13 protein-coding genes are annotated in these 14,502 nt (G+C 67.8%); 6 read left to right on the plus strand and 7 right to left on the minus strand.

What is annotated here, in order from left to right:
- Positions 1–18 precede the first annotated feature (18 nt).
- Both puuE and uraH read right to left on the minus strand, forming a co-directional pair.
- On the minus strand, positions 19–1,440 hold the full coding sequence (gene puuE / locus EJJ38_RS14460) for an allantoinase PuuE (protein WP_127090830.1): 1,422 nt from the start codon (positions 1,438–1,440) through the stop codon (positions 19–21).
- A 4-nt stretch (positions 1,441–1,444) separates the two neighbouring features.
- Positions 1,445–1,798 (minus strand): hydroxyisourate hydrolase, encoded by a 354-nt coding sequence (uraH, locus tag EJJ38_RS14465; RefSeq protein ID WP_127090831.1) that lies wholly within the window; start codon positions 1,796–1,798, stop codon positions 1,445–1,447.
- Between the two features lie 209 nt (positions 1,799–2,007).
- Here uraH and EJJ38_RS14470 point away from each other — a divergent pair, with 209 nt between their 5' ends.
- Positions 2,008–3,411: a nucleobase:cation symporter-2 family protein gene (locus EJJ38_RS14470; protein WP_127090832.1), complete on the plus strand. Its 1,404-nt coding sequence runs from the start codon at positions 2,008–2,010 to the stop codon at positions 3,409–3,411.
- Between the two features lie 32 nt (positions 3,412–3,443).
- Here EJJ38_RS14470 and EJJ38_RS14475 read toward each other — a convergent pair whose 3' ends face one another.
- The gene (locus EJJ38_RS14475; protein ID WP_245454256.1) at positions 3,444–4,370 is read right to left on the minus strand and encodes a LysR family transcriptional regulator; all 927 of its coding nucleotides are present in this window, start codon (positions 4,368–4,370) and stop codon (positions 3,444–3,446) included.
- A gap of 146 nt (positions 4,371–4,516) precedes the next feature.
- Between EJJ38_RS14475 and EJJ38_RS14480 the strand changes: the two genes are divergently transcribed.
- Together EJJ38_RS14480 and pucL are read left to right on the plus strand one after the other, a co-directional pair.
- Entirely contained in the window at positions 4,517–5,746 is a 1,230-nt protein-coding gene (locus tag EJJ38_RS14480) for an ArgE/DapE family deacylase (protein ID WP_127090833.1), read from the plus strand.
- A 132-nt stretch (positions 5,747–5,878) separates the two neighbouring features.
- Positions 5,879–6,715, plus strand: a complete 837-nt coding sequence (gene pucL / locus EJJ38_RS14485) for a factor-independent urate hydroxylase (protein ID WP_127090834.1) — start codon at positions 5,879–5,881, stop codon at positions 6,713–6,715.
- Between the two features lie 65 nt (positions 6,716–6,780).
- Here pucL and EJJ38_RS14490 read toward each other — a convergent pair whose 3' ends face one another.
- On the minus strand, positions 6,781–8,745 hold the full coding sequence (locus EJJ38_RS14490) for an autotransporter family protein (RefSeq protein WP_127090835.1): 1,965 nt from the start codon (positions 8,743–8,745) through the stop codon (positions 6,781–6,783).
- Positions 8,746–8,935: 190 nt separating this feature from the next.
- Entirely contained in the window at positions 8,936–9,268 is a 333-nt protein-coding gene (gene cutA, locus EJJ38_RS14495; RefSeq protein WP_127090836.1) for a divalent-cation tolerance protein CutA, read from the minus strand.
- 134 nt (positions 9,269–9,402) lie between these two features.
- Here cutA and EJJ38_RS14500 point away from each other — a divergent pair, with 134 nt between their 5' ends.
- From EJJ38_RS14500 to EJJ38_RS14510, 3 genes are read left to right on the plus strand one after another with little or no spacing between them, the layout of a single operon-like run.
- Positions 9,403–10,185 (plus strand): NAD kinase, encoded by a 783-nt coding sequence (locus EJJ38_RS14500; RefSeq protein ID WP_127090837.1) that lies wholly within the window; start codon positions 9,403–9,405, stop codon positions 10,183–10,185.
- Positions 10,186–10,221: 36 nt separating this feature from the next.
- Positions 10,222–11,637, plus strand: coding sequence for an MBOAT family O-acyltransferase (locus tag EJJ38_RS14505; RefSeq protein WP_127090838.1), 1,416 nt, complete (start codon positions 10,222–10,224; stop codon positions 11,635–11,637).
- Between the two features lie 5 nt (positions 11,638–11,642).
- Positions 11,643–12,740 carry an alginate O-acetyltransferase AlgX-related protein gene (locus EJJ38_RS14510; RefSeq protein ID WP_127090839.1) on the plus strand — a complete coding sequence of 366 codons (1,098 nt, stop codon included), beginning with the start codon at positions 11,643–11,645 and terminating at the stop codon, positions 12,738–12,740.
- 46 nt (positions 12,741–12,786) lie between these two features.
- Here the strand turns inward: EJJ38_RS14510 and EJJ38_RS14515 are convergent, their stop codons facing one another.
- Both EJJ38_RS14515 and EJJ38_RS14520 read right to left on the minus strand, forming a co-directional pair.
- The gene (locus EJJ38_RS14515; protein WP_164738517.1) at positions 12,787–13,803 is read right to left on the minus strand and encodes a rhamnan synthesis F family protein; all 1,017 of its coding nucleotides are present in this window, start codon (positions 13,801–13,803) and stop codon (positions 12,787–12,789) included.
- A gap of 7 nt (positions 13,804–13,810) precedes the next feature.
- Positions 13,811–14,374 (minus strand): nitroreductase family protein, encoded by a 564-nt coding sequence (locus EJJ38_RS14520; RefSeq protein WP_127091088.1) that lies wholly within the window; start codon positions 14,372–14,374, stop codon positions 13,811–13,813.
- Positions 14,375–14,502 lie beyond the last annotated feature (128 nt).

Below are 14,502 nucleotides of genomic sequence, written 5' to 3' on the forward strand. Positions count from 1 at the left end.
CTTGCGACAACCCGTGCATCAGGCGGCGAGGATCTGCGCGATCCGGAGCGCCGCGATGCGCTCCACCTGCGCCAGCGCCTCGGCGCGCTCGGCCTGCGGACTGTTGGCGAGGCGCCGCTCGAAGGCGGCGAGGATGTCCGCCTTGCTGCTTCCGCGAATGGCCATGATGAAGACGAAGCCGAAGCGCGCCACATAGGCGGCATTCAGTTCCGAGAAGCGCGCGCGCTCGGCGTCGGTGAGGGCATCGAGCCCGGCGGATGCCTGCTCCTCGGCGCTCTCCTGGGTGAGCTGGCGCGCCTGGGCAAGCTTTCCGGCAAGGTCGGGATGGGCGTGGATCACCGCCATCTGCCGCGCCTCGGGGGCCGCGCGCAGCACGGCTGCCATGGCGGCGGCCAGCCCGTCCGGGCTGTCCTGCGCGGAGGTCAGGCCCGCATCATGGGCGCCTTCCGCGATCCAGGGCGAATGCTCGAACACGCCGCCGAACCGCTCCACGAACAGGGGCCGCGACAGCCGGCTCGGCACATAGCCCCCGCGCGGGGGATGCGTGGCGATCCAGTGGCGGGCAATGTCCACGCGCCGCGCCACCCATACCTTCTCGTGGGACTGCACGTAATCGAGGAAACGCGCCAGCGCCGCCGCGCGCCCCGGCCGGCCCACGATGCGATTGTGCAGGCCGATGGACAGCATGCGGGGCGCGGTGGCGCCCTCGGCATAGAGCAGGTCGAAGCTGTCCTTCAGATAGGTGAAGAACTCGTCCCCCCCGCCAAAGCCCGCCGCCACGGAGAACCGCATGTCGTTGGCGTCCAGCGTGTAGGGCATCATGAGGAACGGGCCCTGCGCCCCCTGGATCCAATAGGGCAGCTCATCCGCATAGGTGTCGGCGGAATAGAGGAAGCCGCCCTCCTCCATCACCAGCGGGGTCGTGTTCTCCGCCGAGCGCCCCTGGTAGAAGCCGAGCGGACGTTCGCCCGCCACCTCGGCATGAAGACGCACCGCCTCGCGGATGTGCTCGCGCTCGTCTTCCTTCGAGAAATCCTTGTACTCGATCCATTTCAGGCCGTGGCTGGCAATCTCCCAGCCCGCCTCGGTCATGGCGGCCACGGCGTCCGGATTGCGCGCCATGGCGGTGGCGACGGCGAACACCGTCACCGGCATGCCGCGCTCCGTGAACATGCGGTGCAGCCGCCAGAATCCGACCCGCGAGCCGTATTCGTAGATGCTCTCCATGTTCATATGGCGCTGGCGCGGCCAGGGCACCGCGCCGATGATCTCGGACAGGAACGCCTCCGAGGCATTGTCCCCGTGCAGGACCGAGTTCTCGCCCCCCTCCTCGTAATTGATGACGAACTGCACGGCGATGCGCGCATCCCCCGGCCAGCGGGGATGGGGCGGCGTGCGGCCATAGCCGATAAGGTCGCGCGGATAGGGGGTCTTCGTCATGGATTCAGGAGCCGCGATAGGTGGAATAGGACCAGGGGGAGCACAGGAGCGGCACATGATAATGCCCCTCCCCGGCCATGGAGAAGCGCAGCGGCACCGCGTCAAGGAAAGGCGGGTCGGGCAGGTCCGCACCCTGGATCAGGAAATAGGGGCCGATATGGAAGACCAGTTCATAGGTGCCGGACACATAGCTCTCGCCTGACAGAAGCGGTGCGTCCGTGCGCCCGTCCGCATTGGTCACATGGCGCGAGAGCAGCAGGCGCGTTCCGTCCGCCTCCAGGCGGTACAGCTCGATCTCGACGCCCAGGGCCGGCCCGCCCGTCACAACGTCCAGAACATGCGTCGAAAGCCGCCCCATCGAAATCTCCCCGCTGCATGCGAACGTCCCGTGCGGAGCATAGCCTGAACCGGCTCTTTTCATTTTCCGATTAAATCGGAAGATCCTTCGATCTTCCGACATATTTCAAGATCGGTAAAAATACCGTCATATGGCGGGAGCAGCGGCGCCAGACCGCGCATCCTCACAAAAATCATCCTTCGACACAGACCTTTTTCCAGGGGGTCCCCATGTCTATTCCCACGGCTCAGGCCGTTCATCCGGTTGACGAAATGTTGCCGGCGCCGAAGCTGTTCGTCCTCGGACTTCAGCATGTTCTTGTCATGTATGCGGGCGCGGTTGCCGTGCCTCTCATCATCGGGCGGGCCTTGAAGCTCCCGCCCGAGGATATCGCCTTCCTCATCAGCGCGGACCTGTTCGCCTGCGGGATCGCGACCCTCGTCCAATGCCTGGGCTTTCCGGGCGTGGGCATCCGCCTGCCGGTGATGATGGGCGTCACCTTCGCCTCGGTCGGCCCCATGCTGTCCATGGCGGCGAGCCCGGAAATCGGGCTGCTCGGCATCTATGGAGCAGTCATCGCGGCGGGCATCTTCGGCATCGTCGTGGCGCCCTTCATCAGCCGCCTCCTGCCGCTGTTCCCGCCGGTGGTGACGGGAACCATCATCCTCGTCATCGGCATCTCGCTGATGCGGGTCGGGATCAACTGGGCCGGGGGCGGATTGCCCATGCTCACCAAGACCGTGAACGGCGAACTGGTGCAGGTGGCCAATCCCAATTACGGCCAGCTCCAGGGCTTGGGCATCTCGGCCTTCGTGCTGCTGGTCATCCTCGCCCTTCTCAAATGGGGTTCGGGCTTCGTCGCCAACGTGGCGGTGCTGCTCGGCATCATCGCCGGCGGCGCGCTGGCGGCGGTGCTCGGCCTCATGCACTTCGAGAAGGTGGCGGCGGCGTCCTGGTTCGACGTGATCATGCCGTTCCATTTCGGCATGCCGCAATTCCATCTCATCCCCATCCTGACCATGTGCATCGTCATGGTGGTGGTGATGATCGAGAGCCTGGGCATGTTCCTGGCGCTCTCCGACATCACCGGCAAGCCGGTGGACAAGGCCGCGCTCGGCCGGGGCCTGCGGGCAGACGGCGTGGGCACGCTGGTGGGAGGCATCTTCAACACCTTCCCCTACACCTCCTTCTCCCAGAATGTGGGCCTCGTGGGCGTCACCGGCGTGCGCTCGCGCTGGGTGACGGTCGCGGGCGGCGCCATCATGCTGGTGCTGGGCCTGCTGCCCAAGATGGCCGCCTTGGTGGAGGCGGTGCCGCTGGTGGTGCTGGGAGGGGCGGGCCTCGTCATGTTCGGCATGGTGGCCGCCACCGGTGCGCGCATCCTCACCAGCGTGGACTTCAAGACCAACCGCCACAATCTGTTCGTGGTGGCCGTCTCCGTGGGCTTCGGCATGATCCCGCTGGTGGCGCCCAACTTCTTCCGGCAGCTGCCCCATGAGCTTCACCCGCTCCTGGAATCCGGCATCCTGCTCTCGGCCATCGTGGCGGTGGTGCTGAACGTGTTCTTCAACGGCATGAAGGCCGAATCCATGGAGGACATCGTGGCCGCCGCCAAGCAGGCGGACGCCCATTGACCCCGGGAGGGACGCCGCATCCTGTCGTGCCGTCAGGCACGCAGCGTCTCACCGAGCCGTGCAAGCTCGGCGGCCAGGAAGCGGCGCCCCTCCTCCAGCAGCATGTCGGCGAAATCCTTCACCTTCAGCGGCACCAGCTGGCGGGCGGGATAGAGCACGCCGAGGGTCAAGGGCGTCGGCGCATGGTTCTCCATCACGGGCACCAGATGTCCCTGCGCCAGCGCGTCGGCCACCTCGAAGCGGGGCTTCACCACGAGGCCCCGCCCCTCCATGGCCCAGACGGTGAGCACGTCGCCATCGTCGGCCTCCAGATGCCCCGTCACCGGCACGGCCACCTCGCGGCCCGCATCGGTGAGGGACCAGCGGAATTCCCGCGCCCCCGCGAACCTGAGGAGCAGGCATTGATGACGCGAGAGGTCGGACGGCTTCCTCGGCACCCCCGCCCGCTCCAGATAGGCGGGCGATGCACAGGTGACGCGCTCCACGCGCGCCACCTTGCGCATGATCATGGAGGAATCCTCGAACGCGCCCATGCGCAAAGCGAGGTCCACGGATTCCGAGATCAGGTCGATGGTGTGCTCGGAGAGGCGCAGGCGCACGTCGATCTGCGGATGCACCTCCTGGTAGCGCGCCGCGACCGGCGCCACGAGGCGTCGGCCGAGATGCAGCGACGCCGTGACCCGCAGCGCCCCGCGCGGCATGGCGCCCAGCTCGCTCACATTGGATTCGGCCGCCTCGATGAGCCGCAGCGCCTCCGTGACGTTCTCATAGAAGACGCGCCCCTGCTCGGTCAGGCTCATGCGCCGCGTGGTGCGGTTGAACAGGCGGCAGCCCAGGTGCTTTTCCAGCATCTGGATGCGGTGGCTGACCACATTGGCGGACAGGCGCAGCCGTCGCCCCGCCTCGGAAAAGCTCTCGCTCTCCACCGCGCTCACGAAGGCCCGCATATTCTCAAGCACGGCGCACGCTCTCCCGCTTCCCGCGCAAGGGTAGCGCGCCACGCCCCCGCGTCCATATGCGCGGCGCCGCTTGCGGCGTCACATCCGCATCGCCCGTGGGGTGCGATATCCTCCCCTGTCTGCCGTCACGTCGAAGGAACCCGTTCATGACCCCCACCGAGGCCAGCCATCTCGACACCCTCATCGCCGCGCGCGAAGCCGAGCAGGTCGCCTTCCTCGCGGAACTGGTGAAGGTGCCCTCCGACAATCCCCCCGGCGACTGCGCCCCCGCTGCCGCACGGGCCGCGGACCTGCTGGAGGGCCTCGGCTTCACGGTGGAGCGCCACATTGTGCCGCAGGACCGCGTGAAGGCGGCGGGCATGGTGAGCGCAACCAACCTCGTCGTGCGCCACAGCTTCGGCGAGGGCCCCACCGTGGCGCTCAACGCCCATGGCGACGTGGTGCCCCCCGGGGAGGGCTGGACGCAGGATCCCTATGGCGCGGCCATCGTGAACGGGGAGATGTATGGCCGGGGTGCCGCCGTCTCCAAGTCCGACTTCGCCACCTATGCCTTCGCTTTGGATGCGCTGAAGCGATCGGGCCTGCCGCTGAAGGGCACGGTGGAACTGCACTTCACCTATGACGAGGAGATCGGCGGCGAGATCGGGCCGGGCTTCCTCATTTCCGAGGCGCTGACCAAGCCGGACTACGTGATCTCGGCGGGCTTCTCCTATGCGGTGGTGGTGGCCCACAATGGCTGCCTGCATCTGGAAGTGGAGGTGGCGGGCCGCTCCGCCCATGCCGCCCTGCCCTTCACCGGCATCGACGCCCTGGAAGCCACCACCAGCATTCTCTCCGCGCTCTATGAATATCGCGACGGCCTCGCCGCCACGGTGTCGAAGACGACGGGCATCGGCTCGCCGCAGCTCACCGTCGGGCTCATCTCCGGCGGCATCAACACCAATGTGGTGCCCGACCGCGTCACCTTCCGCCTCGACCGCCGCATCGTGCCCGAGGAAATGCCGGAACAGGTGGAGGAAGAGGTGCGCGATGCCATCCTGCTCGCCGCCTCCGCCTATCCGCAGGCGCGCATTTCCATCCGCCGCCTGCTCCTCGCCCGTCCGCTGGTGGCCGATCCCGCGGCCCTGCGCATGGCCGACATCCTGCGCGCCAATGCCCGCGAGGTGATCGGCGAGGACATCCCGGCCCGGGGCGTGCCGCTCTACACGGACGCCCGCCTCTATGCGGAAGGCGGTTTCCCCGTGGTGCTCTACGGGGCCGGCCCGCGCTCCATCGAGGAGGCGAACGGCCACCGCGCCGACGAGAAGATCCGCCTGTCGGACCTCTCCCTCGCCACCCGCGTGATCGCCCGTTCGGTGGCCGACCTGTTGACCTGAGGCCGAAGCCCGCGCGGCGCCTGAGCGAACCCACCCGGCGCAGCCGAAGACCGGGGTCGCAGCATGATCAAGATCAGCGCGGGGAGGCCTGACATCGCTTAACGACACACAAAACCAGCAGAGGGTTCCAGCATGACTTTGGTGAGCAATACCTACGGAAAGGCGCGTGTGCGCGTTCTGCGCGTGAAGAAGGACGGGCCACGTCACGACGTGCGCGAACTGAGCGTCCTCGCTTTGGTCACCGGGGATTTCGCCGCCTCCTATGTGGCGGCGGACAATTCCAAGATGATCTGCACGGACACCGTGAAGAACGTGGTCAACGTGGTGGCGCGCGAGCAGCTCGACCTCGACACGGAAGCCTTCTGCGCCGCCGTCGCCGACAAGCTGCTCACCTCCTATCCGCAGGTGGAGAGCGCCACCGTCACCGCCCACGAGACCAAGTGGGACCGCCTGTCCTTCCACGGCGCGCCCCACCCTCATTCCTTCACGCTGGATTCCAACGGCAAGCCCTTCGCCAAGGTGGTCGCCACCCGCGACAAGGTGGAGATCACATCGGGCATTTCCGGCTTCACCTTCATGAAGACCACGGGCTCGGCCTGGGACAATTTCCACACCGACCCCTACACCACCCTGAAGGAGACGCGGGACCGCATCTGCGCCACCGCCATGGAGGCGAGCTGGCGCTGGAGCGGCGCGCCGGAAGACTACAAGACGGCCAATGCGACCATCCTCTCCACGCTCATCGAGGTGTTCGCCACCACCTTCTCGGAAAGCGTGCAGGACAGCCTCTACCGCATGGGGTCTGCGGTGCTCGCCAAGGTGCCGGAAGTGATCGACATCTCGCTCGCCTGCCCGAACAAGCATTACCTGCTGATCAACCTGTCGGCCTTCGATCTCGACAATGACAATGTGGTCTTCGTGCCCACCGACGAGCCCCACGGCCAGATCGAGTGCACGGTCGGCCGCTGATCGGCCTGCCGGAAACACTCAAGGACAAGCCGCCCTGCCCGGATCCGCTCCGGGCGGGCCCTCCTTCAGATCCGCATGCGCAGCAGCACGGCGCCCATCTGGTTCAGGAAGCCGCTGGGGCTGGCGGCCAGATCGTATGTGACGCTCAGGTCCATCTGGCCTGTCCGCATGCCGGTAAGGCCGATCCCGGCGGTGTAGAGCCAGGGCGAGAGGTTCGCGCCCTCGGTGACGAAGACGCCCCCGCCGCCCGCATAGGCGGCGCTCACCTGCGATTGTTCGTCCAGCATGTTGTAGCCCACCCCGCCATTGGCGGTGAGGGCCAGATGGTCGGTGAGGCGATAGCTGGCCTTGAAACCGGCAGTGAGCAGCAATTCCCGATAGGTCTGTGAGGAAACGGTGAGGTCCAGCGCCCCGGCCCCACTTTCCGTGTAGCCGTCCGCCTGCACCTGGGCATAGTCGAGCCGCACCAGCGGGGAGACGGAAAGGTCCGGCGAGAGCAAGAACCGCTGGGAGAGACCGATGCCCCCATGGCCGGTCCAGCCGTCATAATCGGCGCCCGCCGCGCTGCCCATGAAGGCGATGGTGCGCTGGGCGCTGTTGCGATTGTAGCCACCGTCCAATTGGAAGGTGAGGTCGAGATCGGGCGCCAGCCCATAGGCGCCGTAGAGGCCGAACTGGTAGGTGCTCACATCCAATCCGTTGGGCACCAGATCGTTGCCCCCCGTGATGGACGTGGCGGAATAGGCCGCCACCATACCCAGCACGGCATCCGGCCCCACGGACGCATCCATGCCCGCCGCGAGGCCGCCGCCGGACGCGGAATAGCCCGCGACGCCACTTTGCGTGCCCTGGTCCGCGAAGTTGCCGAAGGGGCGCAGCCAGATGTTGCGTTCCGCTCCCGGCGCATCCGGCCCATGGACGGTGTCGAGGCGGCCCATGACCACCTGCTGGAAGGCGCGCTGCGTGGCATAGGTGGCCTGCGCCCCCGCGCCGTTGAGCACCGGCAGGGTCTGGCTGATGGCCGTGGACAGGGCCGCCCCCTCCAGGCCGTTCAGCGCGGCGATGGCGGGCGCCAGCGGGCCGAGAAGGCCCTGGACCGTGCCCGCGACGCCATAGAGCGTGGTGGCCGCGCCCAGCGCCGAAGGGTTTCCCGCCGCCGCCACCGCCTGGGCGTAAGGCTGCACCAGCGACAGGACGGTGATGTCGCCGGTGAAAAGCGCGTCGGCACTGTAGGTGCCCAGCAGCATGGCGGCCGCCGCCGGATCTCCCTCGGCGGCGCCATAGAGGCTGACAAGCTGGCCGTCGGCGATGGTGTTGAACAGCACCCGCCCTTCCGGCGTCACCGAGCCGAGCACCGTATAGGTGCCCGCGCCCGATCCGCCCGGCCCCACGGCGAGGCCCCAAAAATAGCCGCCCTGGAAATTGGTGATGACCAGATTGCCCGCGCCGGGCGCGCCGAACAGGCCGGGGCTGGTCATGCGCCAGGGCGTGCCCTGCATCCAGGCCCAATTGCTCGCGGCGGGGGACGGCACCACCTGCGCCTGGGGCGGCGTGAAGGTGGCGGGGTCATAGGGCACCATATAGGCCCAATGGGTCACCAGCAGCGCCGTGCCGGTGATCATCTGCATTTCCATCTGGGTGATCCCCCCGCGCTCGGTCATGCGGCCGAGCCCGATGGTGGCGGGGCCGCCATCGGTGGAGGTGAACACCATGGAGATCTCGCCCGAAGGCGTGACCGTGCCCTGGATGGACTGCGTTGACGTGGACAGGGTCGGCCCCATGGCGAGCTGGCCGTAGGAGATGCCGGTGAAGAGGCCGTTGGTGGAGGTGCCCAGCGCCCAGAGCGTCTGGTCGCCGATGGGAATGGGATTGGCGAAGGAGGTGCTGGGCGCCGCATAGGCCAGCATGTTGGGCACCGGCACATACCAATGGCTGTTGGAGATGATGGGGTCCCAGACCGACTGCGCGGCCACCGGCGAAGCAAGCCCCGCCAGCACCATGCCCCAATACAGCCCCGGCCCGCGTCCCATCCTCCGGCCCCCTTCCGTGGTTTATCCCGCCAGAGTGCTTCAGCCTTTCATGGAAACGCTGGAGCACTCTATCTCATTGTTTTTCGCGTTTCCTTCACGCGAACCGCTGCACACTTCGCTCGGAAACGCTTCAGTGAAAGCGGGGTGGCACTTTCGGCCAATGGCGAAATCTGTCGATTCGGACCTGTGCTCAGCCCCCGTCCGCCGGTTCCCCGGTCTGCGTGCCCACCCAGGCGGCGAAGGCCGTTCCGCTCGCCTCCACCGGCAGGAGGAGGATGGCGGGCACCTCATAGGGATGGGTTTCGGCCAAAGCGGCCATGAGGTCGGCCGCCCGCGCCTGCGTGGTCTTCAGGAGCAGCACCACCTCGTCCGCCCGCTCGACGGCGCCCTGCCACTCATAGATGGAGATCATGGCCGGCAGGATATTGGCGCAGGCGGCAAGCCGCGCGCTCACCAGCCGCCGCCCCGCCGCCTCGGCCGTCGCGACGGAGGGAAAGGTCGAATAAACGAGCCTCAGCGTCATGGATGCCCTCCCCGCTCGCGCTTTCGTGGCAGCATGGGCCGCGCCCGGCGCCTCGACAAGCCACGGACGGACCGATACTTAAACCCAGCGCCGCTTTCCGGCGCGCAGAGGGGAGCCGCCGTCGCGGCTGGCCGATGAGCGGAGCCGACACGTCTTTCGAGAAGATCGCCTTCACGGCCGCCGCCACGCCGGAAGCCGAGGCGGCCCGCATCCGCCTCGCGGACCTGTATGGCGAGACCACCCTGGAGGAGGCCGAGGTGATCGTCGCCCTGGGCGGCGACGGCATGATGCTCCAGACCCTCCATGCGGTGCGCGGGCGCGGCGTGCCCATTTACGGCATGCATCGCGGCTCGGTCGGTTTCCTCATGAACACCTATCGCGAGGATCTGCTGCGCGAGCGGCTGAACGCGGCGATCCAGGTGAAGATCCATCCCCTCGCCATGGAGGCCGTGGACCAGCAGGGCAACCGCCATCGCGCCCACGCCTTCAACGAGGTGGCCCTGTTCCGCCAGACCTATCAGGCCGGCAAGCTGAAGGTGCGCATCGACGGGCGCGAGCGCCTGGAGGAGCTGATCTGCGACGGCATCATCATCGCCACCCCGGCCGGCTCCACCGCCTATAACCTCTCCGCCCACGGCCCCATCCTGCCGCTCGGCACGCCGCTCCTGGCGCTCACCCCCATCTCGCCCTTCCGCCCGCGCCGCTGGCGCGGCGCGCTGGTGCCGGACAAGGCGTCCATCGAGATCGAGGTGCTGGAGCCCGCCAAGCGGCCCATGAGCGCGGTGGCCGACCATTCGGAGGTGCGCAACGTCATCTCCGTTTCCGCCGCGCTTGACGCCTCCAGCTCGTCCGCGATGCTGTTCGACCCGGATCACGGGCTCGAAGAACGCATCCTGCGCGAGCAATTCGTCTATTGAGGGCGGGCCGCACGGCCCCCGTACGAAACCCGGCTCATGGTCTTCTCCTCAGTCACCTTCCTCTATTATTTCCTGCCCTTGTTCCTGGTCGCTTATTTCGCGACGCCGGGCACGCGGGCGCGCAATCTGGTCCTGCTGGTCTTCTCGCTCGCCTTCTATGCCTGGGGCGGGCTGTGGAACCTCGCTCTGCTCTGCATTTCCATGGCGGGCAATTACGCCCTCGCTTTGCTCATCGGCTCGCGCCCGGAGGGACGGCGGCTCGGGGCGCTATGGCTGGCGGTGTGCCTGAACCTCGCGGGGCTGATCTTCTTCAAATATGCCGGCTTCCTGGCGGAGAATATCAACCTGATCCTGCCGGACGGCCTCGATATTCCCGTGGTCCATCCGGAATGGCCGCTGGGCATCTCCTTCTTCACCTTCCACGCCATCTCCTATCTGGTGGACGTGTATCGCGGACGGGCGAAGGCCAATGGGCGGCTGGAGGAGATCGCGGTCTACATCACCATGTTCCCGCAACTGGTGGCCGGCCCCATCGTGCGCTACTCCACCATCGCGAACCGCATCCGCGAGCGACGCACCACCCTGGGCCGGGCCTCGGCGGGGCTGCGCATCTTCGTCATCGGCCTGTCCTGGAAGGTGCTGATCGCCGACGAAGTGGCCCCCGTGGCGGCCATGGTGTTCGACCAGATCGACACGCCCAACTTCGCCACCGCCTGGCTCGGCCTGTCCGCCTACGCGCTGCAGATCTATTTCGACTTCGGCGGCTATTCCAACATGGCCATCGGCCTCGCCTTGGCCATGGGGCTGAAATTCCCCCGCAACTTCAACCTGCCCTATGGCGCCCTGTCGGTGACGGACTTCTGGCGGCGCTGGCACATGAGCCTGTCCAGCTGGTTCCGGGACTATGTCTATATTCCGCTGGGCGGCAACCGGAACGGGCACCTGCACACCGCCATCAATCTGTGGGCCGTCTTCCTGCTGTGCGGCCTCTGGCACGGCGCAGCCTGGACCTTCCTCATCTGGGGCGCCCATCACGGCCTGTTCCTGGTGCTGGAACGCACGCGGTTCGGGCGGATGATGGCCGCCGCGCCGCGCGTGCTGCGCCACGCTTATGTGTTCGCCGTGTTCCTCTCGGGCTGGGTCTGGTTCCGCGCTTTGACGCTGGATGACGCCTTCACCCTCTTCAAGGGCCTTGCGGGCCTCAACGGCTTCGGCCCCGTTGACGCCTCGCTGATGACGGCGCTCCAGCCCATCACCATCGCCGTCATGGTGCTGGGCTGGCCGCTGGCCATGTGGGGCCTGCCCGTTCTGAAGGCCGGCGGTGTCGCGCCCGCCGTGCGTCGCTTCCTGTATGGCAGCGTGGACAGCATCGTGATGCTGATCCTGTTCGCCTTGTGCATCATGACGGTGGGGGCTGCGAATTATAGTCCCTTCCTGTATTTCAGGTTTTAACCGCCATGCCGCTGCTGCTCGCCTATCGCCGCTGGTGGTGCCTGCTGTTCACCGCCATCCTGTTCCTGCCCTTCCTCGGCCATGTGCTGCCGGACCTGCCCGGCCCGGTGCGCCCGGCGGTGGCGCCGGCGGAGCGCTGGTGGGAGCGGGCGGGCGAGCGGCTCGATCCCTTCATCAACGCCCATTTCGGCTTCCGGGGCGCCATCATGGGCGCCAATGCCGCCTATGCCCGCGCCTTCCATTCCACCCGCGCGCGGCCGCTGGTGATCGGCGATGACGGCCAGCTCTTCTATACGGGCGACAAGGCGCTGGAGCAGTCGCTGGGCCTCGTGGTGCGCGAGAGCGGGCTCGAAACCTTCGGGGCCGTGCTCCAGTCGTTCGACGCGGCGCTGAAGGCGCGGGGCGCGAAGCTGGTGGTGACCTCGCCACCCAACAACGCCACCGCCCTTTCGGACAAGCTGCCGGACTGGGCCGAGGCGCAGATGCGCAAGCCCACCGAGCTGGACATGGTCGCCACCGACCTGACGCGCCGGGGCGTCACCTTCGTGGACCTGCGCCCGCTGCTGAAAGACGCGGGGGCGACCGGCCCCATCTATATGCGCACCGACAGCCACTGGAACCAGCGCGGTGCGCTCCTCGCCTTCAATGCCGCCATGGCGGCGGCGGGCCGCCCGGACCTCGCCATACCGGCGGATGCCGCGCTCGGGCCTCTCACCACCGCGCCCACGGGCGACCTCGCGCGCTATCTGGGCGAGGCGAGCCCCACGGGCGACCGGGACTATGAAATCCGCCGCCCCGAGCCCCACGCCAAGCTCACCCCGCTCAAGGGCGTGGTACCGGAGAAGCCGCCGAGCGACCCGTTCCAGCCCTATGCCTTCTCCACCGGCCATGACGGGCCGAGCATCCTGGTGATCGGGGATTCCTTCACCCAGCATTATTGGAAGCGCTTCCTGGAAGCGCGGGCGAGCCGCTTCGGCTGGATGCACAACAATTCGTGCAAGTTCGAATGGAACGTGATCGACACGTTCAAGCCGGACATCGTGCTCTACGCGCCCACCGAACGCTCCCTGCCCTGCAAGGGCCTGCCCATCGGCATGCCCTGAGGCCACTCGTATCAAGGCGCGAGAGCCTGATCCGGTCAGGCTCTCGTCAGCGCAGCTCCATGAGCGCGGCGGCGCCGCTCGGGCGAGTGCCGAGATGGAAGGCGATCTCGCTGACGTCGAACCCCTGCCCCTCCATGAGGGGGCGCCAACCGGCAAGGTCCACCCGGAAGGGATTGTCGCGCAGCAGCTCCACCTTCACGAAGGGAAAGCCCGCCGCCAACAGCCCCCGCCAGTCCTGCTGGAGATGGTTGCCCGGCCCCTGCGGCGCGGGATGGAGGATTTCCACGCTGAGCCCGCCCGCCTCCAGAACCGCCTTCTGGCGCACCTCATAGTCGCGGATCACCTGGAGCTTGTCCGCGAGCGGACGCACGCCGTCCCAGAAGCCCCGCGCGGGCGCGCGGCGGTCGGGCGCGGCCTTGAGGACGAAGAAATAGCTCTGGAAATGGGGCGCCACCTCCGCGCTCCCGGTGAGCGCCACCACATCCGCCCCGCTCGCCCGCACCCGCTCCAGCATGCCCGGCAGGAGGCTCGGGGAATGGTAGACGCTGTCATTGGCGAACCAGATCTCGGACGCCCCCCACAGGTCCGGCAGATGGCGCAGGGCATCGGCCCAGGCGGCGAAATCGTAGCCGCTATTCTCCCGCACCAGCACCGCGTCCGCCACGTCCGGCCCCGGATCGAGCCCGTCGCGGTCGGAGCGGTCGGTCACCAGGATCAGGACCAGCCGCGCGCCCGCGCGCCGCAGGCTGGCACAATAGCTGAGCGTGTGGCCGAACGGGCGCCCGTCCGGCGCATAGGCCACGAACAGGCAGACCGGCCCGGTCCCGCTTTCCAACCCGTCCCGCCGCACGATGCGAAGGCCCGGCTCGTTCGCCGGAACCGATGCGGCAGAACCGGACGGCCCGGCGAGGCGGCGCAAGGCGGACATGATCCGGCGGGCGGGATTGCGCCCCGCCAGCACGTTTCCCGCCGCCGCCAGCAATTGCTTGGCGATGGCGAGACGGGCCGGAAGCGAAGCGGGAACCGCCTTGCCCGCCGGGTCTGCTTGGGGATCTCCCGCCATGGGGTCCTCAGAAATAGGTGACGATCTCGTCCAGCGGCGGACGCGGGCGGTCTTCCAGCTTCTGGACCGCGGTGCCCACATAGACGAAGCCGACGATGCGCTCCGCCTCGGAGAGGCCCAAAGCCGCGCGGCCGTCCGCATCATAGGCCGGCCATTCGGTGAGCCAGGTGGCGCCGAAGCCGAGGGCGGCGGCCGCCACCAGCAAATTCTGCGCGCAGGCGGCCGCGGACAGCGTCTGCTCCCATTCCGGGATCTTCACATGGGGCGCCGCGCGCGAGACCACGGTGATCACCACCGGCGCCCGCGTGAAGCGCTCCAGCTCGAAGGCCATGCGCTTCTCGCCCGCATCCGGCTCCTTGCGGGCAACGATGTCGGCCAGCGCCGCCCCGGCGCGGGCACGCCCCTCGCCCTCAAGCACGATGAAGCGCCAGGGGGCGAGCTTGCCGTGGTCCGGCACGCGCGCGGCGATGGTGAGGAGGGTGTTCAACTGGTCCGCGCTCGGGCCCGGCTCCGCGAAGTCGAGGATTCGGGTGGAGCGGCGGGTCAGCAGCAGGTCGATGGCATCTGGCATGGGCAACCGGACTGTCAGGAAGGGGCCGTGGGAACCTCCCGCCCCCTTAGCACGCCAGGGGGATGGGGCCTAGAGAGGCCGCCCCATGCGCCGTCAAACCGAACGCCGCCAAGGACTTCGCCGGCCCA

Source organism: Aquabacter cavernae, assembly GCF_003993795.1.
Lineage (GTDB): Bacteria > Pseudomonadota > Alphaproteobacteria > Rhizobiales > Xanthobacteraceae > Aquabacter > Aquabacter cavernae.

Excerpts from the sequence above, each read along its gene's own strand:
- EJJ38_RS14480 (WP_127090833.1), top strand. The coding sequence starts at position 4,517 with ATGACCCCCACCGAGGCCAGCCATCTCGACACCCTCATCGCCGCGCGC.
- pucL (WP_127090834.1), top strand. The coding sequence starts at position 5,879 with ATGACTTTGGTGAGCAATACCTACGGAAAGGCGCGTGTGCGCGTTCTG.
- cutA (WP_127090836.1), bottom strand. The coding sequence starts at position 9,268 with ATGACGCTGAGGCTCGTTTATTCGACCTTTCCCTCCGTCGCGACGGCC.
- puuE (WP_127090830.1), bottom strand. The coding sequence starts at position 1,440 with ATGACGAAGACCCCCTATCCGCGCGACCTTATCGGCTATGGCCGCACG.
- EJJ38_RS14470 (WP_127090832.1), top strand. The coding sequence starts at position 2,008 with ATGTCTATTCCCACGGCTCAGGCCGTTCATCCGGTTGACGAAATGTTG.
- EJJ38_RS14520 (WP_127091088.1), bottom strand. The coding sequence starts at position 14,374 with ATGCCAGATGCCATCGACCTGCTGCTGACCCGCCGCTCCACCCGAATC.
- EJJ38_RS14510 (WP_127090839.1), top strand. The coding sequence starts at position 11,643 with ATGCCGCTGCTGCTCGCCTATCGCCGCTGGTGGTGCCTGCTGTTCACC.
- EJJ38_RS14515 (WP_164738517.1), bottom strand. The coding sequence starts at position 13,803 with ATGGCGGGAGATCCCCAAGCAGACCCGGCGGGCAAGGCGGTTCCCGCT.
- uraH (WP_127090831.1), bottom strand. The coding sequence starts at position 1,798 with ATGGGGCGGCTTTCGACGCATGTTCTGGACGTTGTGACGGGCGGGCCG.
- EJJ38_RS14505 (WP_127090838.1), top strand. The coding sequence starts at position 10,222 with ATGGTCTTCTCCTCAGTCACCTTCCTCTATTATTTCCTGCCCTTGTTC.
- EJJ38_RS14500 (WP_127090837.1), top strand. The coding sequence starts at position 9,403 with ATGAGCGGAGCCGACACGTCTTTCGAGAAGATCGCCTTCACGGCCGCC.
- EJJ38_RS14490 (WP_127090835.1), bottom strand. The coding sequence starts at position 8,745 with ATGGGACGCGGGCCGGGGCTGTATTGGGGCATGGTGCTGGCGGGGCTT.